We start from the raw sequence: 21,702 nt of genomic DNA on the forward strand, positions 1-21,702 counted from the left end.
TTCGACTGGTTCGAAGGGCAGTGATCGCCGGGTTCCCGGCGGCGGACAGGGCCATGCGCGCGCCTCGTCACGCCGCGTGCGCGGGTCGGCGTTCGCGGCTGCCGGGATGCCGGTGCCGCCACGTCCAGAACACCGCGCACGACAGCAGCGCCCATCCGGCGAGCACCAGGAACGGGAACGCGTGCTGGTGGCCGGCGAAGTACACGGCCGTGTGCTGCGCGCTCACCGAGGCGCCGGGCGGCAGCCAGCGGCCGATCACACCGAGCGGCGAGGGCAGCAGCGGCCAGGAGACCGCGCCACCGGACGAGGGATTGCCGAGCAGCACCATCAGCCCCCACGTCGGCAGCATGGCCCAGCGCCCGATCAGGGTGTTGAACATCGTGAAGACCATGCCGGACGCGAACATCGTCAGCGCGAGGATCAGCCAGGACTCCAGGAACGGCAGATGGACGGCGTCGAGCAGCCAGTCCACGACGGCGGCGATGGCGAAGCCGCCGAGCAGCGCGTACCCGATGGTGAACGCGATCCGTTCCACCGGGGTGAGCGCCCGGGCGTGCACGCTCAGCTGGATCGCTCCGACGAAACCGATGATCACGGCAGCCAGCGAGATGTAGAAGATGGCCAGCCCCCGCGGATCACCCTCCTGCAGCGGCTTGACGTCCCGCACGGTGACGGCGACCCCCGTCGCGCGCCCCACCACCGGCGCGGTTTCCGACAGCACCTGCGCCACGGAGGCGCCCGAGGCGCCGGAGACGTCCAGGGTCACGCTGCGCCCGTCCCCGCGCACGTCGAAGATCGCGAACACCTTCTGCTCGTCGAGTGCCTGCCGGGCCTGGGCCACGGTGCCGTAGGTGTGCACCTTCACCGAGGCGTTCAGGGCCTTCTCCATGCCGTCCAGGAAGGCCCGGCCCCGGGCCTGCTGGTAGGAACCGACGACGGCCGAGGGGATCGAGTGGGGGGTGGGGTTGGCCATCGAGTACGTGTAGGAGCCCGCGAACAGGCCGGCGGCTGCCGCGAGGATCAGAGCCAGCACGGTCGCGGGCAGCAAGGGCGAGTGCCGGAACGCGGCCCAGCGCTCCGCACGTGTCGGCGTCCTGCCGTGGTCGCCGTGGGGCGTGTCGGCCATCCCGCGCACCCTCCCTCCAACCAGGCACGACCCTGACACATCCGGGACGTACCGGCACGAGATGGCCGTGCATTGGAGGGGGCCGCACGCGCGTGCGGCGGTCGGGGGTACGTCGATGGCCGCCCCGGAGGTACGTCGATGGCCGGCCGCTCCGCGCCTTCCGCGCGGGCTCCGCCCCGGCCTATCGGGAGCGGTCCGCCTCGGCCTGCACCAGCAGGGAGAGCAGCGAGGCCACCGTGAGTCCGGCCTCGGCAGGGTGCCGCAGGACCTTGGAGGGGTCGATGCTGTAGATGTTGCCGCGTCCCTCGCGGGTGTGCGAGAGGTAGCCGTCCTGCTCCAGGTCGGCAATGATCTTCTGAACGGCCCGTTCCGTCAGCCGGCAGTGCGCGGCTATGTCGCGGATGCGCGCGCTGTGATTGTCTGCGATGGCCGCCAGGACCCGGGCGTGGTTGGTCAGGAACGTCCACCCGGTATGCGGCTCAGGCACTCCCTCCATGGGGCGATTGTACGTTCCTCTCTTCGTGCATCCAAAAACCTGAAGATGATTTCATGTATAGGTTGACGTGTTGGTGTGCTCGGGGGAGCCTGGAGCGAGAGACGGTCGTCACTGACCGGGGGAGGCGGTCATGCCGGAGCCTGTGGACGAGGAGCGGTCCTCCCTGGGGGACGGCTTCGGGTACACGGTGAGGACGGGTGCGCCTCCCGCACGCCCCCGGCGCCTGCCGCTCATCGACGTGCGCCCGGAGGGTGACGGCGCACGCGTCACGGTCCGGGGTGAACTCGACCTCGACGCCGACGACACGCTGGACCGCGCGCTGCGCGCGGCGCTGGCCTTGTCCGCCGGCCACATCGAAGTCGACCTGTCCGGTGTCGACTTCTGCGACTGCTCGGCGCTCAACGTGCTGCTGAACCACCGGCGCCGCGCCCTCGACGAGGGCAAGATGCTCATCCTCGGCGGCGCCGCGCCCGCGGTCCTGCGGCTGATGGAACTGACCGGCACGCTCGACCTGTTCGCCGCGGACGACGGCGCGGAGGAGTCAGCACCGACGGGCGACGACGCCCTGAACGACCTCCGCGTCGAGGTCGGCCAACTGCGCCGGGCGATGCAGACCCGCCCGCTGATCGACCTGGCCCGAGGCATCCTGATGGCCTCCTTCGGCCTCAGCGCCGAGGACGCCTGGACGGTACTCGTCACGGCCTCCCAGAACACCAACACCAAGCTCCACCATCTGGCCAGGGACTTGGTGGACACCGTGCACGGCGAGGCCCTGCCCGACGCCGTGCAACACCAACTGGCCGCAGCGGTCACCAAGGTCACCACCCCCACCCCGGCCGAGACCTCTGAGTCCTGACGGCCTTGCGGCCTGACGGGCTGCGGCCCTGACGCCTCGTCGACTCACGCGTGCGGGGGCGCGTCGCCCCCTATGGGTGACGCCCGAGGTGTCGCTCTCGCGTCTCTCTGAGCGCCCTTGTTCGATCGTACGAACTTCCTCGTTGCCGGGTTACGGTCGGAGCCGTCTGATAGTAAACCTTCCTGTCAGTGGCACCACGGTTCAACTCCCCACCCCCCACCTTCACTTGGAGTCCCCGTGACGCATCCCCACCCGGAGTCCGGCCTGCGTCGGCGTACCCTTCTCGGCATGACCGGCGCCCTGACCGCAGCATCCTTCCTCGGTATCTCCCGGGCCGCGGCGGCCCCGATCTCCGCCGCCGGGCTCGACGACCCGGCGAAGAAGGAGATCGCCATGAAGCTCGTCTCGAGCGCGGAGAACTCCTCGCTCGACTGGAAGGCGCAGTACCAGTACATCGAGGACATCGGCGACGGCCGGGGTTACACCGCCGGCATCATCGGCTTCTGCTCCGGCACCGGCGACATGCTCGACCTGGTCCAGCTGTACACCGACCGCAAGCCCGGCAACGTGCTCGCGCGCTACCTGCCGGCACTGCGCCGCGTGAACGGCAGCGACTCGCACGCGGGCCTGGACCCCGACTTCCCCCGCGACTGGCGCAAGGCCGCCCGCGACAGCGCCTTCCAGCAGGCGCAGAACGACGAACGCGACCGTGTCTACTTCGACCCGGCCGTCCGGCAGGGCAAGAGCGACGGGCTCCGCGTCCTCGGCCAGTTCTGCTACTACGACGCCATCGTGATGCACGGCGACGGCGACGATCCCACCAGCTTCTCCGGCATCCGCAAGCGGGCCCTGCGCAATGCCAAGCCGCCCGCGCAGGGCGGTGACGAGGTGCGTTACCTGAACGCGTTCCTCGACGCGCGCGTGTGGGCCATGAAGCAGGAGGAGGCCCACAGCGACACCAGCCGCGTCGACACCGCGCAACGGGTCTTCCTGCGCCAGGGCAACCTCGACCTCGACCCGCCGCTGGACTGGAAGGTCTACGGCGACAGCTACCACACCGGCTGACGGGCGGGCAGCTCATGACGCGGACACGGACGTGACCTGCGGCCGGGCGCCCCACGGCGCCCGGCCATGGGCACGACCCGGCAGGACACGGATACGACCCGGCAGGACACGGCACGACCCGCCAGGACACGGATACGACCCGGCAGGACACGGGCACCACCCGGCGGGACACGAGCACGACCTGTGCGGACCCGCCCTCAGGGAGGCAGGCCCCGTCATCCTCGGGGTCAGGCCTCGGCCCCGCCTTCCAGCTCCGCCAGCTTCGTCGCCGCCGTCATCGCCTCGCGGCGCAGGTCCCTGAGGCGGCGGTCCGCGGACCGAGCCCGCTCACGGGTCTCGCGTTCCTCGGTGTGCGCCTCGCGCTGCTCCTCCTCGGCCTGCCGCAGGCGCTCACGCAACTCGCTGACATGCTCGCGCAGTTCCTCCGCGCGGCGCGCGGCGGCGTCGGCCTCCGCGGCGACGGCCGCCGCCTCCTTTTCCGCCGTGCCCAGTTCCCGCTGCGCGGCGTCGGCCTCCTTGCGTGCCCGCTCCAGCCGACGACGCCGTTCAGTCTCCCGCGCCCTGTCCTGGCGGGCGGTCGCGGACGTCCGTTTGCCCTTCGTCCCCGCCGTGGGCTCAGCCGTGGCGCCGGACGCGGCCCCCGCCGGGGGCCGGGCCGTGGCCGCCCGGCGCACCGCATCCGGTCCCGCGGTGGGGAACCCGACCGGCTGCTCCAGCGGCTTGACCAGGTGTCCGGCGGCCCACTCGCGCGCCGCTTCCGGGTCGGCGAGCACCGCGTGCAGGGTGGCCTCCACCTCGCGCTGGGCGTCGTCCCCGATCGGGTGCCCGGCATCGGCGGTGAGCTGCCGGGCCTGCCGGGCCAGCGCACCGACCAGCGAGCGCTGTCGGCGGGTCAGCTCACGCAACTGCCCGCCGTCCAGCTCGCGGTGCGCCTGCCGCAGCCCCTCACCGAGCTCCAGCAGAGGTGCGACGGCGTCGGGCCGCTCGCGCACCAGCAGATTGGCGGCCCACGCCGACAGGCTCGGGCGGCGCAGCCGGGCGATCTCCCCGGCCAGCGTCCTGTCTCCGGCCGTACGGGCCGCCGCCGCGCGGGTGTTGCGGGCGGCGGTGAACTCCTCCGGCCGCAGCCCGTACAGCTCGTCGGCGACGGTGTCCAGGTCCACCGGTTCACCCCGGCTCAGCGCGCGGGCTCCGCCCCCGCGGCGGCCGGTACCCGGTCCTGGGCCGACAGGTGGTAGACGTGGAACGCCCGCCCGATCACGGGCTGGGCGACGTTGCGCACCCGCACCCCGCCGCTCGTCATCCCGTGCTCGGTGCCCGCGTGCGCGTGCCCGTGCACCGCCAGGTCGGCCCCCGCCTCGTCGATGGCCTCGGCCAGCAGGTAGCTGCCGAGGAAGGGGTAGATCTCCAGCGGTTCGCCGGCGAGCGTGTCCGGCACCGGGGAGAAGTGGGTGAGCGCGATCCGCGCCGCGCAGTCCTGTCCGGCGAGCCGCTCCAGCGCCGCCCGAAGACCGTCGGCGCAGCGACGCGAGTAGCGCACGAACTCCTTCATCAGCGGTTCCCCGAACTCCCCGGCGTTGCGCCCGGCGAACCCGCCGCCGAACCCCTTCGTGCCGGCGACTCCGATGCGGCCCGCGGGGCAGTCCACCACGGTCTCCTCGCCCTCCAGGACGTGCGCGCCGCCGTCCTTGAGGATCGCCGTGACCTCCTCGGGCCGTTCGTCGTGGTGGTCGTGGTTGCCGAGCACGGCGACCACCGGGACGCCCAGGCCGGCGATCTCCCGCGCCACCACGCGGGCCTCCTCCGGCGTGCCGTGCCGGGTCAGGTCACCGGCCAGCAACAGTACGTCAGCGCAGTCGGGCAGGGTCTCGAACGCGGGCCGCAGCACGCCCTGGCTGTCGGGGCCCATGTGGATGTCTCCGACGGCTGCGATGCGGATCATGCCAGCTCCTCCGCCTGGTCGGGGGACGACGCCTCGGCGACGACGAGGTCACAGTGGACCGTCAGGCCGTCCAGCGCCTCGGACACGAGTCGCGCGACCTCGTCACGGCAGTGCGCGGACGGCACGGTGCCCGTCACCAGGACCGACTCGCCGTGGACGACGACCTGCACGCCCAGCTCGGCCAGCGTGCCTTCGGCGAGGCGCTCGCGCAGATGGGCGACGCGGTAGTCCATGGTGCTCATGGAAGCTCCTTTTGCGGGGCGATCACGTTCAGGCGTTCGAGGAGGAAGAGGAACGCCGCGGGCATCGGCTCCTCACCGCACTCGCGCCGCACCTGCTCCCAGTCGACCTTCTCGCGCAGGGCACGGGCGACGGGCAGGACCGCGCCGAAGTCGCAGTAGTGCTCGGAGAACGCCGAGACCAGGCTCGCGACGAGGTCGGTCGCCGACAGCACCGGCATGACGACCGACTCCACCGGGATCTCCTCGGCCCGGTCGAGCATCTCGGTCGTCACGGGGCGGTGCGCCAGTTCGAAGATGATGTCGATCGACTGGCCGAAGCACTCGGTCTTCAGCAGCCAGTCCTCCGGTGGGACGAGCACCTCGAGGCCGCCCTCACGCAGCGTGTCCGCGACCGTGTCGGCGTCCTCGGCACGGACGCAGAAGTCCGCGTCGTGCTGGAGACTGGTGCCGGCGCCGTGCGCGTACGCGGCGACGCTGCCGGCCAGCGCGAACCGGTGGCCCTGCTGCTTCAGCAGCGCGCCCACCTGCTTGGTCGCCTCCAGGATGGCCTGGGTACGGTCGCGTGGCAGGTCCTGCGTCCCCGTGACCTCCGGCGGCAGCACCGTCGCGAGCCGCAGGCCGGCGCTCGACGCGCGCCGCGCCGGGGCCGGGTCGTCACCGTGCTGCGTCATCACCACTCCCTCCGGCGCGACGGGACGGGGCCGGCCGCGCACCCCGCTCGTCGCACCCCGTAGCGGATGTCCAAGTACCCGGGGCACCGGCCCCGACACGGATCACGGCCGGGCCACCACCCTCAGCGTCCGCACCGTGGAGTCGGCGGCGTCCGGGATGAGCATGCCGTGCTCGACGCCGCTGCGCAGGTAGTCCAGCACCGCGTCGGTGATGACCTCACCGGGTGCGATCGCCGGGACGCCCGGCGGGTACGGGCTGATCGTCTCGGCGCTGATCCGTCCCGCGGCCCGCTCCGCGGGCACGTGCTCGACCGGCGCGAAGAACGCCTCACGGGGCAGCATGGCCTGCTCCAGCTCCAGGGCGGACGGCTCCGGCAGCCGCACCGCCGGCTGCCGCTCGATGGTGTCGGCCTTCTCGACCAGCGCCCGCAACGCGTCCAGCAGGACCCGCTCGGTGGTGTCGTCGTCGGCGTGGGTGATCGAGGCGCTGATCCGGCAGGTGTCGGAGCCGCCCACGTCCACGTGCCGGTTCGCGCGCAGCCACTCGTTGGCCTGCATGCCGCTGATGCCCAGCTCACGCACATCGATCACGATCTTGAGCGGATCGAATTCGGCGGCCAGCCCCTCCTCGACGATCTCCTGGCCCATGACCCGCAGCCCCGGCAGCTCGCCGGCCGCCTCCCGGATCCGCCGCGCCCGCTGCAGGGCCGCCTCCAGCAGCCCGTGCCCCTGCTCCACCATCTGGCGCCGCCAGCCGTCCAGGGTCGCGAACACCAGCGTCGAGGCACTGGTCGTGCCCAGCAGGTCCTCCCGCTGCTTGAGCGCCTCGCTGGAGACACGGTCGTACTGCAGATGGAAGACGGAACTCTGCTCGATGGCCCCGCCCATCTTGTGCACGCTGGTGACGACCAGGTCGGCGTCGGCGTCCATGCCCCAGGCCGGCAGCCCGGGATGGAAGGGCAGATGCGCGCCCCACGCCTCGTCCACGATGAGCGGCACGTCGAACTCGTGACACACCCGGGCCACACCCGCGATGTCCGCGCAGGAGCCCCAGTCGGTCGGCGTGATCAGCAGCATCCCCTTGGCGTCCGGATGCTCGCGCAGCTTCCTGCGTACGTCGTCCGGCTCCGGCGGATGCGCCAGGTGCCGCTCCTCGTCGAACTTCGGGTGCACCCAGATCGGCTCGACCCCGTTGACGACGACGGCCGCCACCACGGACTTGTGGGCGTTGCGGGAGATCAGCAGCTTCTCCCCGGGGCCGGCCGCGGCGAGCATCGCGGTCTTGACCGACAGCGAGCTGCCGCAGGTGGAGAAGAAGGCCTCCGTCGCGCCGACCGCGTCCGCCATGAGCTCCTGCGCCTGGCTGATCACGCCCTGCGACTGGCGGCGGTCGTCCAGGCCGTTGAGGCTGAGCACGTCGGAGCGGAAGACGTCCATCCCGACGACGTCCACGACCCGCGGATCCGCGCCCCGGCCCTGTTTGTGACCCGGCGGGCCGTAGGCGATGTCGCCACGGCGCCTGAACTCCTGCAACGCCTCCAGAACAGGGGCACGCGAGTGGTCCATGGTTCCTCCCGGTCGCACGGGTCACCGGCCGCGGGCCGGGACGGCCGCGCCGAGCGGCCGCCTGAAGCGGCCGTACCCACCGTGTTGCACCGCCACGGCGAGTGAAACTCCGAGGGTGTCAGCGCCGCGCACCCTGGAACCCGTCCCGCCACGACACCGGCCCCCGAAAGGACGTGTGACTGTGACACCGGACGGCGTCCACGACACCCTGCGCGCCGACGTGGCCGCCCGGGCCGACGCTCTGTGGGACGTCGCCCTGCGCCTGCACGCGGATCCCGAGTACGCCTTCGCCGAACACCGGGCCGCCGGCCTGCTCACCGGCGAACTGGAGCGCGCCGGGCTCAGCGTGCGACGCGAGGTGGCGGCCATGCCCACCGCCTTCACCGCCCGCTCGGGCCACGGCAGGCCGACGGTGGCCCTGCTCCTGGAGTACGACGCGCTGCCCGGCCTCGGCCACGCCTGCGGGCACAACCTGATCGCCGCCGCCGGCCTGGGCGCCGCGCTCGCCCTGCACACGGTGCTCGGCGGGGCGCACGGCGGCGTGCTCGCCGTCGGCACCCCGGCCGAGGAGGGCGGCGGGGGCAAGGTCCTGGAGGTGGAGGCCGGGGTGTTCGACGAGGTGGACGCCGCGCTGATGTTCCATCCGGGGGTGTACGACTGGGTGCGCGCGCCGCTGACCGCGCAGGTGCAGTACCGCATCGGCTTCCACGGGCGCGCGGCGCATCCGACGGGCAACCCGACCGAGGGGATCGACGCGCTGGCCGCGCTGATCGAGCTGTTCAACGTGGTGCACGCGCTCGGGCGGCGCCTGCCGCCCGCCTCCCACGTGCAGGGCATCGTCACGCACGGCGGCACCGCCACCAACATCGTCCCCGAGTACGCCGAGGGCCGCTTCGGTCTGCGCGCCGCCACCACGGCCGAACTGGACGCGCTGACCGACCAGGTCCGCGCGTGCGCCGAGGGTGTCGCGCGGGCCACGGGAACCCGGGCGGAGATGGAGCGGGTCACGGTCCGCTACGACCACTTCCAGGACAGCGAGGTGCTCTCGGAGCGGTTCGCCGCCCACGTCTCACGGGCCGGCATCACGCTGACGCCGCCCGTGCCCGGCGTTCAGCTGGGGTCGTCGGACATCGGCAACGTCAGCGCGCGCGTCCCCGCCATCCACCCCTTTGTCGCCATCATGGACGCCGACGGATCCGACCACACGCCCGAGTTCGCCCGGGCGGCCGCCTCGCCCCGGGCCCGGGCGGTGCTGACCGCCGCCGCACAGGCCCTCGCGTGCACGGCGGCGGACGTCCTCTTCGACGCCGACCTGCGGGCCCGCGCGTGGGCACGGCACCGGGAGGGAGACGGAAGCGGGCCGCCCGCACGCCGGGCGTACGACGGGGCGGGGGTCAGCCCTCCGCCTTCGAGCAGTACAGGAACAGATGCGGCTCCGGCGCCGCCGAGGCGTGCGCCGGGGTGAACTCCCGGGCATGGCGGGCCAGGACGGTCAGCCCCGCCGAACGGGCGAGCGCGGCGAAGTCCTCGGCGCCGAAACTGGTCGCGCGCACCGGCTGCCCCATGAAGTCGATCGGCACGTCCTCCACGTCCGCCGGGACCGTGGCGAGCACCATGCTGCCGCCGGTGCGCAGTGCCCGCGCCAGCCTGCCGACGACCCCGGTCTGCTCCTGCCGGGACATCTGCAGCAGCGAGAAGTACACGCACACCGCGTCGAACGAGGCGTCCTCGAGCGGAAGTTCCCGGATGTCGGCGCGGCGGAAACGCGCGTCCGGGACCTGCCGGGCGGCGAGGGACACCATGACGGGGGAGACGTCGACGCCCAGCACGTCATGGCCCGCACCGGCCAGCGTGGCCGCGGTGGGCCGGCCGGTGCCGCTGCCCACGTCCAGCACGCGGCTGCCCGGCGCCAGGCGCCCGAGCAGCCAGTCCAGGGACGCCAGATGGGCCGGCGAGGCGGCGAACGCCTTCTCGTAGTCCGCGCCCAGCGCGTCGAACACCACCGCCGCCGGTGACCGTTCCTCGGAATCGCTCACGGTGCCTCCTGTCTGTGCCTGCTCGTGTCCGCCCGAGCCCGCCCGTGTCCGCCGGTGCCTGCTCGAGCTGACGATGCCTGCCTGTGTCTGCCGGATCTGCCGGGCGCGCACCGGATCTGCCCACCCCTGCCGGACCCTACGCGTGGGCGCCCGGCGGACGCAGACCTTTGCCCTCCCCACTTCCGCCTCCACCGCTCGGCGTGCGCCGTCTACGCCTGTGACCCTTTGCCTCCGCCCCGTCCCCTCGGCCCGGCGGTCCGCGTTGTCAGTGCTGTCGGTCGACGGGGACGGCACCGTGCGCCGCTGCCACTTCGTCCGTGACGAGCTGGGCAACCTCTACGACGGCTCCTATCGTGCCGCCCTGCGCCCCCGCCCCTGCCCGCTCGCCGTGTGCGACTGCCACATCGGTTACGTCCACCTGGAGACGCTGCCCCTGTACGACGTGTTCGCGGGCGGGGTGCTCGAACGCGTCCCGGCGCAGCACCCGCCGGCGCGGACCGCCACGCCGCGCTAGGCCGCTCCCGCCTACTGCACTTGCCCGCTCTTGCGTCCCCCATCGCGGGAAACACCTCCGCCGGCGTCATGAGGCGCGGACGACGCGGCAAAGCCTATGGCTCCACGACGTCCCACGTCTCTTCCCTCGTCCCAGCCCAAGGAGGCCCTTCGTATGGTCGGCAGACACACCGCGCGCACCGGCCGCGCCGCCCTCGTGGCGGCCGGCGCCCTCGCTCTGGCCGCGGTCCACCCCGCCGCGTCCGCCACCCCGCCGCCCGCCCCCGGTCCCGTCCCGTCCGCGGCGCAGACGCTCGGGGCGGACCGGCCCTCGGCGGCGATGCTGCAGGCGCTCCAGCGTGACCTGAAACTGACCTCGGCTCAGGCCACCGCCCGGCTGGTGAACGAGGCCGAGGCCGGCGCCCGCGCGGGCCGGCTGCGCAACACCCTCGGAGCGCGCTTCGCCGGTGCCTGGGTCAAGGGCGCCACCGCGTCCCAGCTGACGGTCGCCACCACGCGCGCCTCCGACGCCACCGCCATCCGCGCCCAGGGCGCGAAGGCCGTCGTCGTCAAGGTGTCGCTGAGCGACCTGCGGGCGGTGAAGGACAAGCTGGACAAGGCGGCGCTGCGCGCGAAGGCCGTGACCACGCCGGTGCGGTACGTCGATGTGCGCACCAACCGCGTCGTCGTCCGGGCGACCAGCCGGCAGGCCGGCAACGCCCTGGTCAAGGCCGCCGGTGTGCCCGCCCAGCAGGTGACCGTGCGGGTCGCGAAGGAACGGCCCCGCCTGCTGGCCGACCTCGTCGGCGGCGACGCCTACCACATCAACAACGAGTTCCGTTGTTCCATCGGCTTCTCCGTGACCAAGGGCGAGCAGAACGGCTTCGCCTCGGCGGGCCACTGCGGCAAGCCCGGCGACACGACCACCGACCCCAACGGCACCGCTCAGGGCACCTTCCAGGCGTCCACGTTCCCCGGCAAGGACATGTCCTGGGTCGGGGTCACCAGCGGCTGGAACGTCACCCCGACCGTGCGCGGCGAAGGCGGGGCGACGGTGAACGTGGCGGGCTCCGTCGAGGCGATGGTGGGGGCGTCCGTGTGCCGCTCCGGTTCCACCACCGGCTGGCACTGCGGCACGATCCAGGAGCAGAACGCCACCGTCACCTACGAGGAGGGCACGGTCAACGGCCTGACGCAGACATCGGTCTGCGCCGAGCCCGGTGACTCCGGCGGCCCGTACATGGCCGGCGCGCAGGCCCAGGGCACGACCTCCGGCGGCTCGGGCGACTGCACCAGCGGCGGCACGACGTTCTTCCAGCCCATCAACCCGACGCTGAGCGACTTCGGGCTGACCCTGGTCACCGCCACGGCCCAGAACAACGCCCCCCTCCCGCAGGACACCGCCGCCGACGCGTGGGCCACGGGCCGGGTCTACGAGACCGGCGCGACCGTCACGTTCGGGACGGTGCGCTACCAGTGCCTGCAGTCCCACCAGGCCCAGGGTGCCTGGGCGCCGGAGAACACCCCGGCGCTGTGGCAGCGCGTGTGAGCGACACCTGACCGGTCCGGCACCCCGGGTGCGCCCGGGGTGCCGCTCTCCGCGCTCACAGCTCGCCTTCGGCCTCGTCGCCCGCGAGCAGGGCGTACGCCGTCGCCACGAACGGGTCGCCGGAGCGGAACCGGCGGGTGCACACCGCCGCCAGCGCGGTGCCGGTGTCCGGCCGGAACCCGAGGAACGCCTGTTGGCCCAGGGTGGCGCCGCTGTGGAAGTACATCGGCCCGCCGTCCGTCGGATGCCGGAACCAGGTGAGGGTGTGCGTGTGCCGGTGGCCAAGACCCCGGCGCAGCACCGGCACCCGGACGGCCGCCAGCGCGTCGCTCAGCGCGGAGCCGGCCGGTTCGAGGTGGGCCTCCAGGAAGGTGAGCAGGTCGTGCGGGGCGGCCCGGACGGCGCCGGCGGCCTGGAACCCGCCGGGGTCGAAGGCCGCGACGAGCGTCCGGCCGTCCTTGGTGTACCCCACGGCGTCGGTGTCCGGGGAGCCGGCCCGCAGGGCGGTGGCGTGCAGGGCGAGCGGGTCCAGCACCCGTGCGGTGACCAGGTCCTCCCAGGACGTCCCGGTGGCCGCGGCGAGGGCGTGGCCGAGCACGGCGACACCGAAGTTGGAGTAGTGCCAGCGGCTGCCGGCCCGGTGCCGGGGGCGGGCGCGCAGGAACGCCTCGACGACCCGCTCCGCCGGATAGCGCGCGTAGGGCCGGGTGCGCCATGCGGGCAGTGCACGCGGCAGGAAGTCGCGTGGCAGGGCGGGCAGTCCCGAGGTGTGTGTGATCAGGTGCGTGAGGGTGATGCCGTCGGTGTGCGTCGCCCGGCCGGGCGCCAGGAAGGCGGAGGCCGGCTCGCCGCCGGTGAGCGTGCCGCTCCGGATCAGCTCGGCCAGGAGCAGTCCCGTGAACGTCTTCGAGGCGGAGCCGATCTCGTAGCGCAGCTCTTCACGGCCGGTGGCGGCGGTGCGGTGGCCGCCGCTGTGCACGATCCGGTGCCCGTGCCGGGAGAGAGCGAACACGGCGTCGGGCGCGTCGGCGGCGTCGACGGCGGCCGCGAGCCGTTCGCGCAGGCGCTCCTCGTCGCCGGACACCAGGGGAGCCGCGCCGGTCCGGGTCTCGTCGAGGGCGGCCACGTCCGGCCACCGCGTGCGGTGTTCGCCGTTCATGACGCCGGGGCCAGTTCGGAAAGGGCCCGGGACAGGGCCAGTGTGGAGGCGAACGCGGCGACCAGGGTGGGGTGGTAGACCATGTCGAACACCTCGTCCCGCTCGCCCTCCGGCATGGTGCGCACGGCGGGCATGGCTCCGTCCGGTTGCTGTGCGGCGGCGAAGCCCTCCCAGGCCCGGCCGTCGAGGGTGGGCCGGGGCAGGCAGGCGTCGACGACGAGCAACTCGCCGAGCAGGTCCCAGCGTTGCAGGTCCAGCCAGTCGTCGAGCCACACCGGAAGCCACAGGGCCAGGTAGTCGGCGGCGTCGGCGGGCAGGCCCTCGGGGTGCTCGCCCCAGTCGGTGAGGTGGAACACCGCGTGTGTGATGTCGTAGGCGGTGTGGCCCTCGACCGTCCACGGCTCGGGGCGGCGGGCCAGCCAGGTGGCGCGGTAGGCCTCGGCCTCCGCCGTGCGCGGGGTCAGGCCGAAGCGGCGCTGGAAGGCGGACAGACCGAGCCTGCGGGTGGGGGTCGTCTCGAAGGCGGACCAGCTCTCCAGCCGGTGGTTGAGCGCGGTGGTCCGCTCGATCTCCGGCCGGCTGTAGCCGAGTTCCCGGAAGGGCAGGTACACCTCGAACGGGATCGGCGAGAACGGCTCGGTGCGCTGTCCGCGGTCCAGCATGCGGCCGCCATCGAGGGTGTCGCGCCACACGTGGTCGAGCAGGCTGCGGGCCAGTTCCCTCTGGCGTGAGCCGGCCACCCCCTCGCGGAAGAGGACGGTGCACACGAGGGCGAGTTCACCGAGGGGTTTGAACCGTTCGAGGAAGCCCACCTCCGGATCCACGTCGGTCTCCAGGCGGAAGCCGTCACGGTGGGCCCACAGCCATTCGAGGGCACGGACCCCGACGGTGTGCATCAGGCGCGCGCCGGTCATGCGGGTGCTCCTTGTCGGCCCTGGGGGACCCGGGTGGTGTCCCCGTCGAGGCGGCCGAGGGCCAGCACGCCCGCGAAGGCCGCCATGAGGGTGGAGTGGTAGTGGCCGAGGAAGTCCGGGACGTCGTCGGGGGCCGCCGCGCCGCCGGCCTCCTCGGGGACGGCGCCCGTCGGGTGCCGCGCGGCGGCGAGCGCCGTCCAGGCGTCCTCCTGCCCGGCGGGGCCCGACGTGGACGGCAGGCTCGCGGCCACGGCCAGCAGTTCGCAGGACAGGTCCCACATGCCCGCGTCGAGACAGGTGTCGAGCCAGGCCGGCAGCCACAGCTCCAGATAGCCGGCCAGGTCCGGCGGGAGGCCGGGCCCGCCGCGGCCCCAGTCGGTGAGGTGGTAGACGACGTGGGTCAGCGTGTAGCCGGAGAGGCGTTCGAACGTCCACGGCTCTGGCAGACCGCCGAGCCACGTGCGGCGCAGCACCTCCGCCACCTCGCCGTCGGGCCGGCGACCGCAGTGCCGTTCGGCGAGCAGCACGCCCAACCGGCGTACCGGCCACTGCTCGACGAGCCGGCGGCCGCGGGTGCCGGCCACCTGGGCGGCCAGCGCGGCGAAACCGTCGTGGCGCAGGCCCGCCGACGCGAACGCGGCGTACACCTCCAAGGGGTACGTGGCGAAGGGCTCGCGGCGCTGCTGACGGACGAGCAGGTCGCCCTGCCCGGTCTGCTTCCACGCGTACTCCAGCAGGTCGGTGGCGAGGGCGTGCAGCGGGTCCGTGGGCGCGGTGCGGGCCAGCGTGGTGGAGCAGACCTGGGCGAGTTCGCCGAGCGGCTTCCAGGTGGTGTTCACCACCTGCGGGTCGTCGAGGGTGCCGTCGCCGAGCACGAACCGGTGGCGTTCGGCGGACACCCAGGTGAACGCCGCCTCGGTGACCTCCCGTACGCGGGCCGCGGTCACGCGGCCACCCCGGTGAGCATCAGGCGTGCGGCGCCGACCTGCAGGGCCACACACGCGTCGCCGTCCGCCATCAGTTCCACGAAGTCCAGCCCGGCGTCCAGTCCGAGGGTCTCGGGGACGCCCTCGAGCAGGGCCAGCCAGCGTCCGGCTCCGGCGGCCTGCCGCCAGTCGCGGCGGCGTACGGCGCGGACGAAGCCCCGGCTGAGGTCGACGACCCGTTCCTGTGCTCCGCGGGACACCGCGCTGTCCTCACCCGGCACGGCGAGTGGGGCCAGGACGGCGAGCCGGTGGGTCAGCCCCTGCCAGGGCTCCCGGCTCAGCCAGTCGGTCCCGGGCTCGGCGGGGGCAGGGCCGCCGAAGGCGGGGTCGACGCGGCGCAGGGCACGCATCATGCCCCAGTGGCTCCACGCCACCGCCGGGGCGGCGTCGGGGCGGGGGGCGAACGCCTGGGCCGCCGTGTGCACGGTGGCCAGTTCGTGCGCGGGGGGCGCCGTGCCCGACAGGACGTACGGCAGGAGCAGATCGGCTCCCAGCACCCGCACCGCGGCGAGCGTGACGCCGTCGGCCCGGTCGTTCAGGGCCTCGCCGGGCAGGGGGGCGTGGCCGCCGCCGCGGAGGGCGGAGGCCACGCCGGAAGCGAGGTCCTGCACCACGCCCTGGAGAAGGGTCGAAGTACCTGACTGCTCCATGCGATGCTCCCGTTCGATCCGTCAGCCCTTCTTCGGGCGGGGGGTCGGCGGGGACAGCAGGAGGCTGGTGGTGCCGGCCTGCAGCGCGAGCGCGGCGCACTCCCTGCTGTCGCGGTAGACACCGTCGGGCTCGGCGGGGTCCAGGACTTCCTCGAGCTCGACGTCGACGAGTTCGTCGATCATGCGGTCGGTGGAAGGCATATGACCATCTCCCTGTGCGGTTGAGCGGATACCCACCTTCCTGGTTCACCCGTTTTGGGCCGATGATGCAGAAAATCCCATAAATACCTTTTCGTCACTTCTTCAACATGTGGCCACAGCGGTGTCGCGGGGCGCTTCGCCGTTTCCCGTCCCGGCCGCCGTGCTTCTCTCGGGCCCTCGTGACCGGTCGACCCCGGTCCGGGCGGCAACTGCCCCTGGCGGGCCGTGTCCTGGCGCCACCGTCCTGTCCGCCCGGCAGTACGGCCTTGATGGCGGGCGCGGACCGGGACGCCGTGGAGCAGGTCGCCGGGCAGGCCGTGCCCCGACGCGGGGCGTGTGCGCGCCGTTGTCAGTGGTGGATGCGACGCTGTGCCCATGGACGAGACGGAGTTCATGCGAGGCCGTGTGTACGGCGCCGACCACGAGGACGCCGCGCCCCGCCCTGGCCGCGTCTACGCCGAACTGGTGGGCGGCCCGCTGGACGGACTGCTGCTGGACGTCACCGAGGCGGCGCGGCGCCCCGAGGGCGGCGGTGTGGCGCTGCCGACCGAGATAGGCCGCCACGGCCCCGGGGGCCGAGCGGTGTACGCGCCCCGCGCGGCGGACCCGAGCCGTTACGACTGGCAGGGCGACGTGCCCTGATCCGGCCTCCGCCGGGACGTCACCCTCCGACCCTGTCCGCCGACCGGCCGGCGACTACTGTCCGTGTCTGCGAGGGCGGTGCGGAGCCGACTTTTCAATACCGCCAGTAACATGATCACCTTGTCTCCGGGTGCACCGTACAGTCAATTCCGGCGCTGTCTGAAGCACGCGCCCTCATCCGGAGATTTGTCATGCCCTCTGAGAATGCGGCCCTCGAAGAAGCCCGCGCGACCTACCAGCAGCACATGCGCACGTGCCGTCAGTGTCACGCCGACGGAGCCGCCTGTGCCGTCGCGAAACACCTGATGCGGATCTACAACAACGCCCGCAGGCAGCACAACGGCCCGGCGGCGCCCGAGCACTGACGCGGCGTCAGCCCCGCATCCGTCGCGGCACGGCCGTGCGGCCCACCGACGCGGCGAGCTTGCGCACCCGCCGCCAGTTCATCCGGGGCGGCGGCTCGGGCACCCCGGGGCGCTGCCGGGGCACCCGCACCCGCAGCACACGGCGGGCGATGCGGCAGTGCACCGGGGTGGTCAGCACATGCGCCTCACCGTCGATACCGACCTCGATGACCGACTGGTCCGCGTCCACGACCACCTCACGCGCCGCCGCGATGGTGAGCCCGGCGGGCTGCGGATCCAGCAGCAGAGCCGCCGCCTCCACCGCGCTGTCCACCCGCACGCCCAGCACGCCCAGCGTCCCCGTGTCCAGCCGGTCCCGTCGGCCGAGCCCCAGCGGATCCCCCCTGCGATAGGGGTTGTTGCTCACCAGCACCGCGTGCGGATCGTGCAGCGCCGCGGCCTCGGCCGGGGCCCCTCGCAGCCGGGCCGTCAGCCGCGGACCGTCCTGCCGGGTCAGCAGATCGGGCAGCATGTCCAGTGCGGTGCCCACCTTGTCGCCCCGGTACGCCGGGTTCTGGATGACCGCGGCGTAGGCGCCGAACGAGGCGTTGTTCACGAACGGGTGCCCGCTCGCGAAGCCCAGGTCCACCCGCAGCTCCACCCCGTCGACGAGAGCGTCCAGACCGGCGGCCGGATCCTCCCGGTCCAGCCCGAGATCCATGGCGAAGTGGTTGCGGGTGCCCGCGCTGATCACCAGGAACGGCAGGCCGTGTTCGGCGGCCACCGCCGCCACCAGCGCCTGCGTTCCGTCGCCGCCCGCCGCGCCCAGCAGGTCCGCGCCGCGCCGGACGGCCGCCTGCGCCAGCGCCGTGACGTCCTGCTCCTCCGCCGGGTCCAGCAGGACCACCTCGGCGCCGAGCGCCTCCGCCTTCTCCTTCAGGCCGAAGCGCTCCACCTTGCCGTCACCGGAACGCGGGTTCATGATCAGGAACGGCTTCCGGGGCGACGGAACGGTCCGTTCGCGCATTCGCGGGGTGTGCTCACCGGCGCTGCGCAGGGCGTACCGGCCGCACCACACGGCCACGCCCCACAGCGCCGGGGAGACGAGGAGCGCCCACAGGAACGTCACCGCGAACAGCGCCACCACGGCCGCCGGCGTGGCCACGGCCAGCACCGTCGCCGCCACCCGGACCGGGCCCCGCCGGGACAGCGCCCACCACAGGGCGGCGGCCGTCACACCGAGCCCGGCCGTGCCGGCGAGCATGAGCAGCAGCCCCGTGACACCGCCGACCAGGACGGGCAGCAGTACGGCGGCCGCGGCCGCCGCCAGCGACGCCCGCGCGGCCCACCGCTGTCCCCAGGGGACATGTCCGCCGAAGTCCACGCCGCCCGCCTCCTCCCTCACCAGCGCTCATCGTAGGCCGCGCGGAGCACGGGGCCCACGCGGGTCGGACCGTCAGGGCGCCCCGCGCATCGGACCGCTTGGACCACGCCAGGAGGGGCACGCGGTACGAGGCGTATCTCCCGACCCCAGGAACGGTGCAAGCGATGAGCGAGTACGAGCGTTCGCGCACGATGCCGGCGCAGCCCGAGCACGTCTTCGACCAGGCCGCTCAGGTGGACCAGCTGGACGCCTGGCTGCCGCAGGCCCTGCATGTGCGGGCCGATGACCTGCCGGCCGTCACCGTGCATGAAGACCGCGGCGACCACGACACGGCCGCCCTGCTCAAGCCACGGCCCGAGCAGATGCGTCTCGAGTGGGGCACGCGCGACCAGGGCGATTACGCCGGCTGGCTCCAGGTCGCCGGGATGGGCAGCGGTGCCAGCGAGGTGACCGTGCACCTGTCGTTCTTCGACGAGGAGCACGACCCCGGCGAGCAGCGGGTGCGGGAGGCCCTCGACGCCAGCCTGGAGCGGCTGGAACAGCAGGTCAGGCTGCGGGAGGACAACGCGGCCGGCTGACGGCGCAGCCCTGACCGCCGAGCGGCGCGGGACCGGTGAGACGGGGCCCGCGCCGCTCGGCGTCCGGCGTCCTGCCGTCCGGCGTCCTGCCGTTTCGTTCGGACGGTCCGACGAGCGGGGAAGCCCCCGGGCGTGCGGGGAACGCCCGGACCGGCGGGGGACTGCCGGGCCGCGGGCCGCGATAAGACCCGGACGCGCAGGGGCCGCGTGCGGCGCGGGTGTGCCGCACGCGGCCCCTGTCCGGGTCCGTCATGTATGGGTGAGCGCCGCACCGGTCGGGACGGCCTGAGCCGCCCCGACCGGTGCGGCCGGCCACCCGGCCCGGCTCAGGCCTCGCCCGTGAACCGTTCCCAGACCCGGTGGGTGCCCAGCAGACGGGTGACCTCGCCGAGCGCCGCCGTGGCGCTGTCGGCGCGGACCACGCCGGGGGCGTCGGCGGGCACACCGGCCGACTGCAGCACCCCTTCCGCACCGTCCCACACGGCGATGGCCTTGCCGTGCCGGAACGCCTCCGACAGCAGCAGCGCCACCCGCGGGTCGCAGGAGCCCTGCGGTACGGCCGCCGGGGCTCCCTTGGCGTCCCGGGCGCCGTAGGCGTCGGCGCCCACACCCGGCGCCCCGGCCACCAGGATGGCGTCGAACTCCACCGAGCGGGCCGTCGCGTAGCTGCGCTGCACCGTCACCGGGCCCTCGCCGTCACCGAGGACACCGCCCGTCGGCGCGACGACCAGCGGGACCATGCCGCCCTCGAGCACCGCCTCACGCACGGCGCGCACCCCGGCCAGGTCGCCGTCGCGGCCGGTGACGATCCCGACGATGCGGCCGTCCGTCGGCCAGGTCTGCCCGACCTGGGACAGCGCAGGGCTCGGCTCGACGTCGGCGAGCGGCACGGTCGGCTTGGGCTCGGGCAGCCCGAGACCGGCGGCGACGCCCGCGCACAGCTCGGGGTCGATGTTGGCCAGTACCTGCAACGCCCGTTCCTTGACGGACTGCTCGTAGCACTTGCCCAGCTCGAAGGTGTACGCGCCGATGATGTGCTCGCGCTCCACCGGGCTCATGCTCAGCCAGAACCGCCGCGGCTGGCTGAAGTGGTCGTCGAACGACTGCGGCGCCTCGCGCACCTTCGTCGCCTCCGGCACCCGCACCGGTGTCTCGACGTAGGCGCCCATGTCCGCGCCGGCGGTGAACGGGCAGCCGCCGTCCACGGAGTTGGGCCGGTACGGTGCCGCGCCGCGGTGCACGGCGGTCTGGTGCATGCCGTCCCGCAGCATGTCGTTGACCGGCGCGTGCGGACGGTTGATCGGCACCTGCGGGAAGTTGGGGCCGCCCAGCCGGGTGATCTGGGTGTCGAGGTAGGAGAACAGGCGGCCGGAGAGCAGCGGGTCGTCGGTGATGTCGATGCCCGGCACGAGATGGCCGGGGTGGAAGGCGACCTGCTCGGTCTCGGCGAAGAAGTTCGACGGGTTGCGGTTGAGGGTGAGCAGCCCGATCGGCTGCACCGGGGCCAGCTCCTCCGGCACGAGGTTGGTCGGGTCGAGCAGGTCGATGCCCTCGAAGGTCTGCTCGGGGGTGTCCGGGAAGGTCTGGATGCCCAGCTCCCACTCCGGGTAGGCGCCCGCCTCGATCGCGTCGGCCAGGTCGCGCCGGTGGAAGTCGGGGTCGACGCCGTTGGCGATCTGCGCCTCCTCCCAGACCAGGGAGTGCACGCCCAGCTTCGGCTTCCAGTGGAACTTCACCAGGGTCGTCCCGCCGTCGGCGTTCACCAGCCGGAAGGTGTGGACGCCGAAGCCCTCCATCGTCCGGTACGACCGCGGGATGCCCCGGTCGGACATGTTCCACAGGGTGTGGTGGGTGGCCTCGGTGTGCAGGGTGACGAAGTCCCAGAAGGTGTCGTGCGCGCTCTGCGCCTGCGGGATCTCCCGGTCCGGGTGCGGCTTGGCGGCGTGGACGACGTCCGGGAACTTGATCGCGTCCTGGATGAAGAAGACGGGGATGTTGTTGCCGACGAGGTCGAAGACGCCCTCGCTGGTGTAGAACTTCGTCGCGAAGCCCCGGGTGTCGCGCACCGTGTCCGACGAGCCGCGCGAACCCAGGACGGTGGAGAAGCGCACGAACACCGGCGTCTCGGCGTCCTTGGCGAGGAAGGCCGCCTTGGTCACCGGCGTGGCGGTGCCGTAGCCGCGGAAGATGCCGTGCGCCGCCGCGCCCCGCGCGTGCACCACCCGCTCCGGGATGCGCTCGTGGTCGAAGTGCATCACCTTCTCGCGCAGATGGTGGTCCTGCAGCAGCACCGGACCACGCGGCCCGGCCTTCAGCGAGTGGTCCGTGTCGTACAGCCGGGCGCCCTGCGCCGTGGTCAGATAAGCGCCCTGCTGGGCCATCGCCGCCTGGTCGGTGCCGGTGGGAACGCCGGTGGGCGAGTAGGTGTCGGGGCCGGTCTGGTCCGGCTTCGGCGGCAGCGGCTCGCGCGCCTCGGTGGGCTCCTCGACGGACGGCGGCTCGGGCCCGGGGCGGCCGGGGATGCCGTCGGCGGGGCCCGTGTCACCGCCGAGGACCTTCTCGGCCGCCTTCTTCAACGGGTTGCTATCGCTCATGTGTGATCCCTTGTCTCCGGCCGAGCCGCGCGGCGTGGCCGGGCTGCCCTGCGGGTGGATGACCGTCCGCCGCGCGCACACCGCGGGCGCGATGGCGAACCTGCGGCGCCGGGGCGCATGGCGCCTCCGGCGCGGGGCCGGTGCGCGGCCGCCCGGGCGCACGGCGCGCACGGTCCGGCGGCGGAGCCGGGCTCCGCCGCCGGACCGGT

22 protein-coding genes and 1 pseudogene are annotated in these 21,702 nt (G+C 73.4%); 8 read left to right on the forward strand and 15 right to left on the reverse strand.

The features are described 5' to 3' along the window. Positions 1-67: 67 nt before the first annotated feature. Both AB0E88_RS32705 and AB0E88_RS32710 read right to left on the reverse strand, forming a co-directional pair. Positions 68-1,126 (reverse strand): ABC transporter permease, encoded by a 1,059-nt coding sequence (locus AB0E88_RS32705; protein WP_361638171.1) that lies wholly within the window; start codon positions 1,124-1,126, stop codon positions 68-70. A gap of 181 nt (positions 1,127-1,307) precedes the next feature. Further along, on the reverse strand, positions 1,308-1,622 hold the full coding sequence (locus tag AB0E88_RS32710) for a helix-turn-helix domain-containing protein (RefSeq protein WP_361638173.1): 315 nt from the start codon (positions 1,620-1,622) through the stop codon (positions 1,308-1,310). Positions 1,623-1,752: 130 nt separating this feature from the next. On the opposite strand from AB0E88_RS32710, the gene AB0E88_RS32715 reads away from it, so the two are divergent. Next, positions 1,753-2,478: an anti-sigma factor antagonist gene (locus AB0E88_RS32715; protein ID WP_361638175.1), complete on the forward strand. Its 726-nt coding sequence runs from the start codon at positions 1,753-1,755 to the stop codon at positions 2,476-2,478. A gap of 288 nt (positions 2,479-2,766) precedes the next feature. Beyond that, positions 2,767-3,543 carry a chitosanase gene (locus tag AB0E88_RS32720; protein ID WP_361638176.1) on the forward strand — a complete coding sequence of 259 codons (777 nt, stop codon included), beginning with the start codon at positions 2,767-2,769 and terminating at the stop codon, positions 3,541-3,543. A 227-nt stretch (positions 3,544-3,770) separates the two neighbouring features. On the opposite strand, the gene AB0E88_RS32725 is transcribed toward AB0E88_RS32720, so the two are convergent. The 5 genes from AB0E88_RS32725 to AB0E88_RS32745 form a co-directional block, all read right to left on the reverse strand. Continuing rightward, positions 3,771-4,706, reverse strand: a complete 936-nt coding sequence (locus AB0E88_RS32725) for a hypothetical protein (RefSeq protein ID WP_361638178.1) — start codon at positions 4,704-4,706, stop codon at positions 3,771-3,773. A gap of 14 nt (positions 4,707-4,720) precedes the next feature. Then, positions 4,721-5,485, reverse strand: coding sequence for a metallophosphoesterase (locus AB0E88_RS32730; RefSeq protein ID WP_361638180.1), 765 nt, complete (start codon positions 5,483-5,485; stop codon positions 4,721-4,723). Next, positions 5,482-5,727: a BON domain-containing protein gene (locus AB0E88_RS32735; protein ID WP_361638182.1), complete on the reverse strand. Its 246-nt coding sequence runs from the start codon at positions 5,725-5,727 to the stop codon at positions 5,482-5,484. The genes AB0E88_RS32730 and AB0E88_RS32735 overlap by 4 nt, the downstream gene beginning before the upstream one ends. Next, positions 5,724-6,398: a hypothetical protein gene (locus AB0E88_RS32740; RefSeq protein WP_361638183.1), complete on the reverse strand. Its 675-nt coding sequence runs from the start codon at positions 6,396-6,398 to the stop codon at positions 5,724-5,726. Before AB0E88_RS32740 ends, AB0E88_RS32735 begins: the two co-directional genes overlap by 4 nt. Before the next feature lie 102 nt (positions 6,399-6,500). Further along, positions 6,501-7,964 (reverse strand): ornithine decarboxylase, encoded by a 1,464-nt coding sequence (locus tag AB0E88_RS32745; protein WP_361638185.1) that lies wholly within the window; start codon positions 7,962-7,964, stop codon positions 6,501-6,503. 175 nt (positions 7,965-8,139) lie between these two features. Between AB0E88_RS32745 and AB0E88_RS32750 the strand changes: the two genes are divergently transcribed. Further along, complete coding sequence (locus AB0E88_RS32750; RefSeq protein WP_361638187.1) at positions 8,140-9,429, forward strand: amidohydrolase; 1,290 nt, start codon at positions 8,140-8,142, stop codon at positions 9,427-9,429. Here AB0E88_RS32750 and AB0E88_RS32755 read toward each other — a convergent pair. Further along, the gene (locus AB0E88_RS32755; RefSeq protein ID WP_361638188.1) at positions 9,359-10,000 is read right to left on the reverse strand and encodes a class I SAM-dependent methyltransferase; all 642 of its coding nucleotides are present in this window, start codon (positions 9,998-10,000) and stop codon (positions 9,359-9,361) included. The two genes, AB0E88_RS32750 and AB0E88_RS32755, sit on opposite strands and share 71 nt — an antisense overlap. 265 nt (positions 10,001-10,265) lie before the next feature. On the opposite strand from AB0E88_RS32755, the pseudogene AB0E88_RS32760 reads away from it, so the two are divergent. Together AB0E88_RS32760 and AB0E88_RS32765 are read left to right on the forward strand one after the other, a co-directional pair. Then, positions 10,266-10,514: pseudogene (locus AB0E88_RS32760) on the forward strand (radical SAM protein); the annotation flags it as partial. A 153-nt stretch (positions 10,515-10,667) separates the two neighbouring features. Beyond that, positions 10,668-12,041 (forward strand): alpha-lytic protease prodomain-containing protein, encoded by a 1,374-nt coding sequence (locus AB0E88_RS32765; RefSeq protein WP_361638190.1) that lies wholly within the window; start codon positions 10,668-10,670, stop codon positions 12,039-12,041. Between the two features lie 55 nt (positions 12,042-12,096). On the opposite strand, the gene AB0E88_RS32770 is transcribed toward AB0E88_RS32765, so the two are convergent. From AB0E88_RS32770 to AB0E88_RS32790, 5 genes are read right to left on the reverse strand one after another with little or no spacing between them, the layout of a single operon-like run. Further along, positions 12,097-13,200 carry a serine hydrolase domain-containing protein gene (locus tag AB0E88_RS32770; RefSeq protein ID WP_361638192.1) on the reverse strand — a complete coding sequence of 368 codons (1,104 nt, stop codon included), beginning with the start codon at positions 13,198-13,200 and terminating at the stop codon, positions 12,097-12,099. Further along, the gene (locus AB0E88_RS32775) at positions 13,197-14,114 is read right to left on the reverse strand and encodes a hypothetical protein (protein WP_361638194.1); all 918 of its coding nucleotides are present in this window, start codon (positions 14,112-14,114) and stop codon (positions 13,197-13,199) included. The genes AB0E88_RS32770 and AB0E88_RS32775 overlap by 4 nt, the downstream gene beginning before the upstream one ends. Then, positions 14,111-15,061: a hypothetical protein gene (locus AB0E88_RS32780; protein WP_361638196.1), complete on the reverse strand. Its 951-nt coding sequence runs from the start codon at positions 15,059-15,061 to the stop codon at positions 14,111-14,113. The genes AB0E88_RS32775 and AB0E88_RS32780 overlap by 4 nt, the downstream gene beginning before the upstream one ends. After that, complete coding sequence (locus tag AB0E88_RS32785; protein ID WP_361638197.1) at positions 15,058-15,750, reverse strand: hypothetical protein; 693 nt, start codon at positions 15,748-15,750, stop codon at positions 15,058-15,060. Before AB0E88_RS32785 ends, AB0E88_RS32780 begins: the two co-directional genes overlap by 4 nt. Before the next feature lie 21 nt (positions 15,751-15,771). Then, a complete protein-coding gene (locus AB0E88_RS32790; protein ID WP_361638199.1) occupies positions 15,772-15,951 on the reverse strand; it encodes a hypothetical protein in 180 nt (59 codons plus the stop codon). Positions 15,952-16,326: 375 nt separating this feature from the next. On the opposite strand from AB0E88_RS32790, the gene AB0E88_RS32795 reads away from it, so the two are divergent. Then, a complete protein-coding gene (locus AB0E88_RS32795) occupies positions 16,327-16,593 on the forward strand; it encodes a hypothetical protein (protein WP_361638201.1) in 267 nt (88 codons plus the stop codon). 191 nt (positions 16,594-16,784) lie between these two features. Then, the gene (locus AB0E88_RS32800) at positions 16,785-16,958 is read left to right on the forward strand and encodes a hypothetical protein (RefSeq protein WP_361638202.1); all 174 of its coding nucleotides are present in this window, start codon (positions 16,785-16,787) and stop codon (positions 16,956-16,958) included. Positions 16,959-16,965: 7 nt separating this feature from the next. Here AB0E88_RS32800 and AB0E88_RS32805 read toward each other — a convergent pair whose 3' ends face one another. Continuing rightward, on the reverse strand, positions 16,966-18,342 hold the full coding sequence (locus AB0E88_RS32805; protein WP_361638204.1) for a diacylglycerol kinase family protein: 1,377 nt from the start codon (positions 18,340-18,342) through the stop codon (positions 16,966-16,968). A gap of 143 nt (positions 18,343-18,485) precedes the next feature. On the opposite strand from AB0E88_RS32805, the gene AB0E88_RS32810 reads away from it, so the two are divergent. Further along, positions 18,486-18,899, forward strand: coding sequence for an SRPBCC family protein (locus AB0E88_RS32810; protein ID WP_361638205.1), 414 nt, complete (start codon positions 18,486-18,488; stop codon positions 18,897-18,899). A gap of 326 nt (positions 18,900-19,225) precedes the next feature. Here the strand turns inward: AB0E88_RS32810 and AB0E88_RS32815 are convergent, their stop codons facing one another. Beyond that, a complete protein-coding gene (locus AB0E88_RS32815) occupies positions 19,226-21,493 on the reverse strand; it encodes a catalase (RefSeq protein ID WP_361638207.1) in 2,268 nt (755 codons plus the stop codon). Positions 21,494-21,702 lie beyond the last annotated feature (209 nt).

This window comes from Streptomyces sp. NPDC028635 (genome assembly GCF_040637635.1).
Classification (GTDB): domain Bacteria; phylum Actinomycetota; class Actinomycetes; order Streptomycetales; family Streptomycetaceae; genus Streptomyces.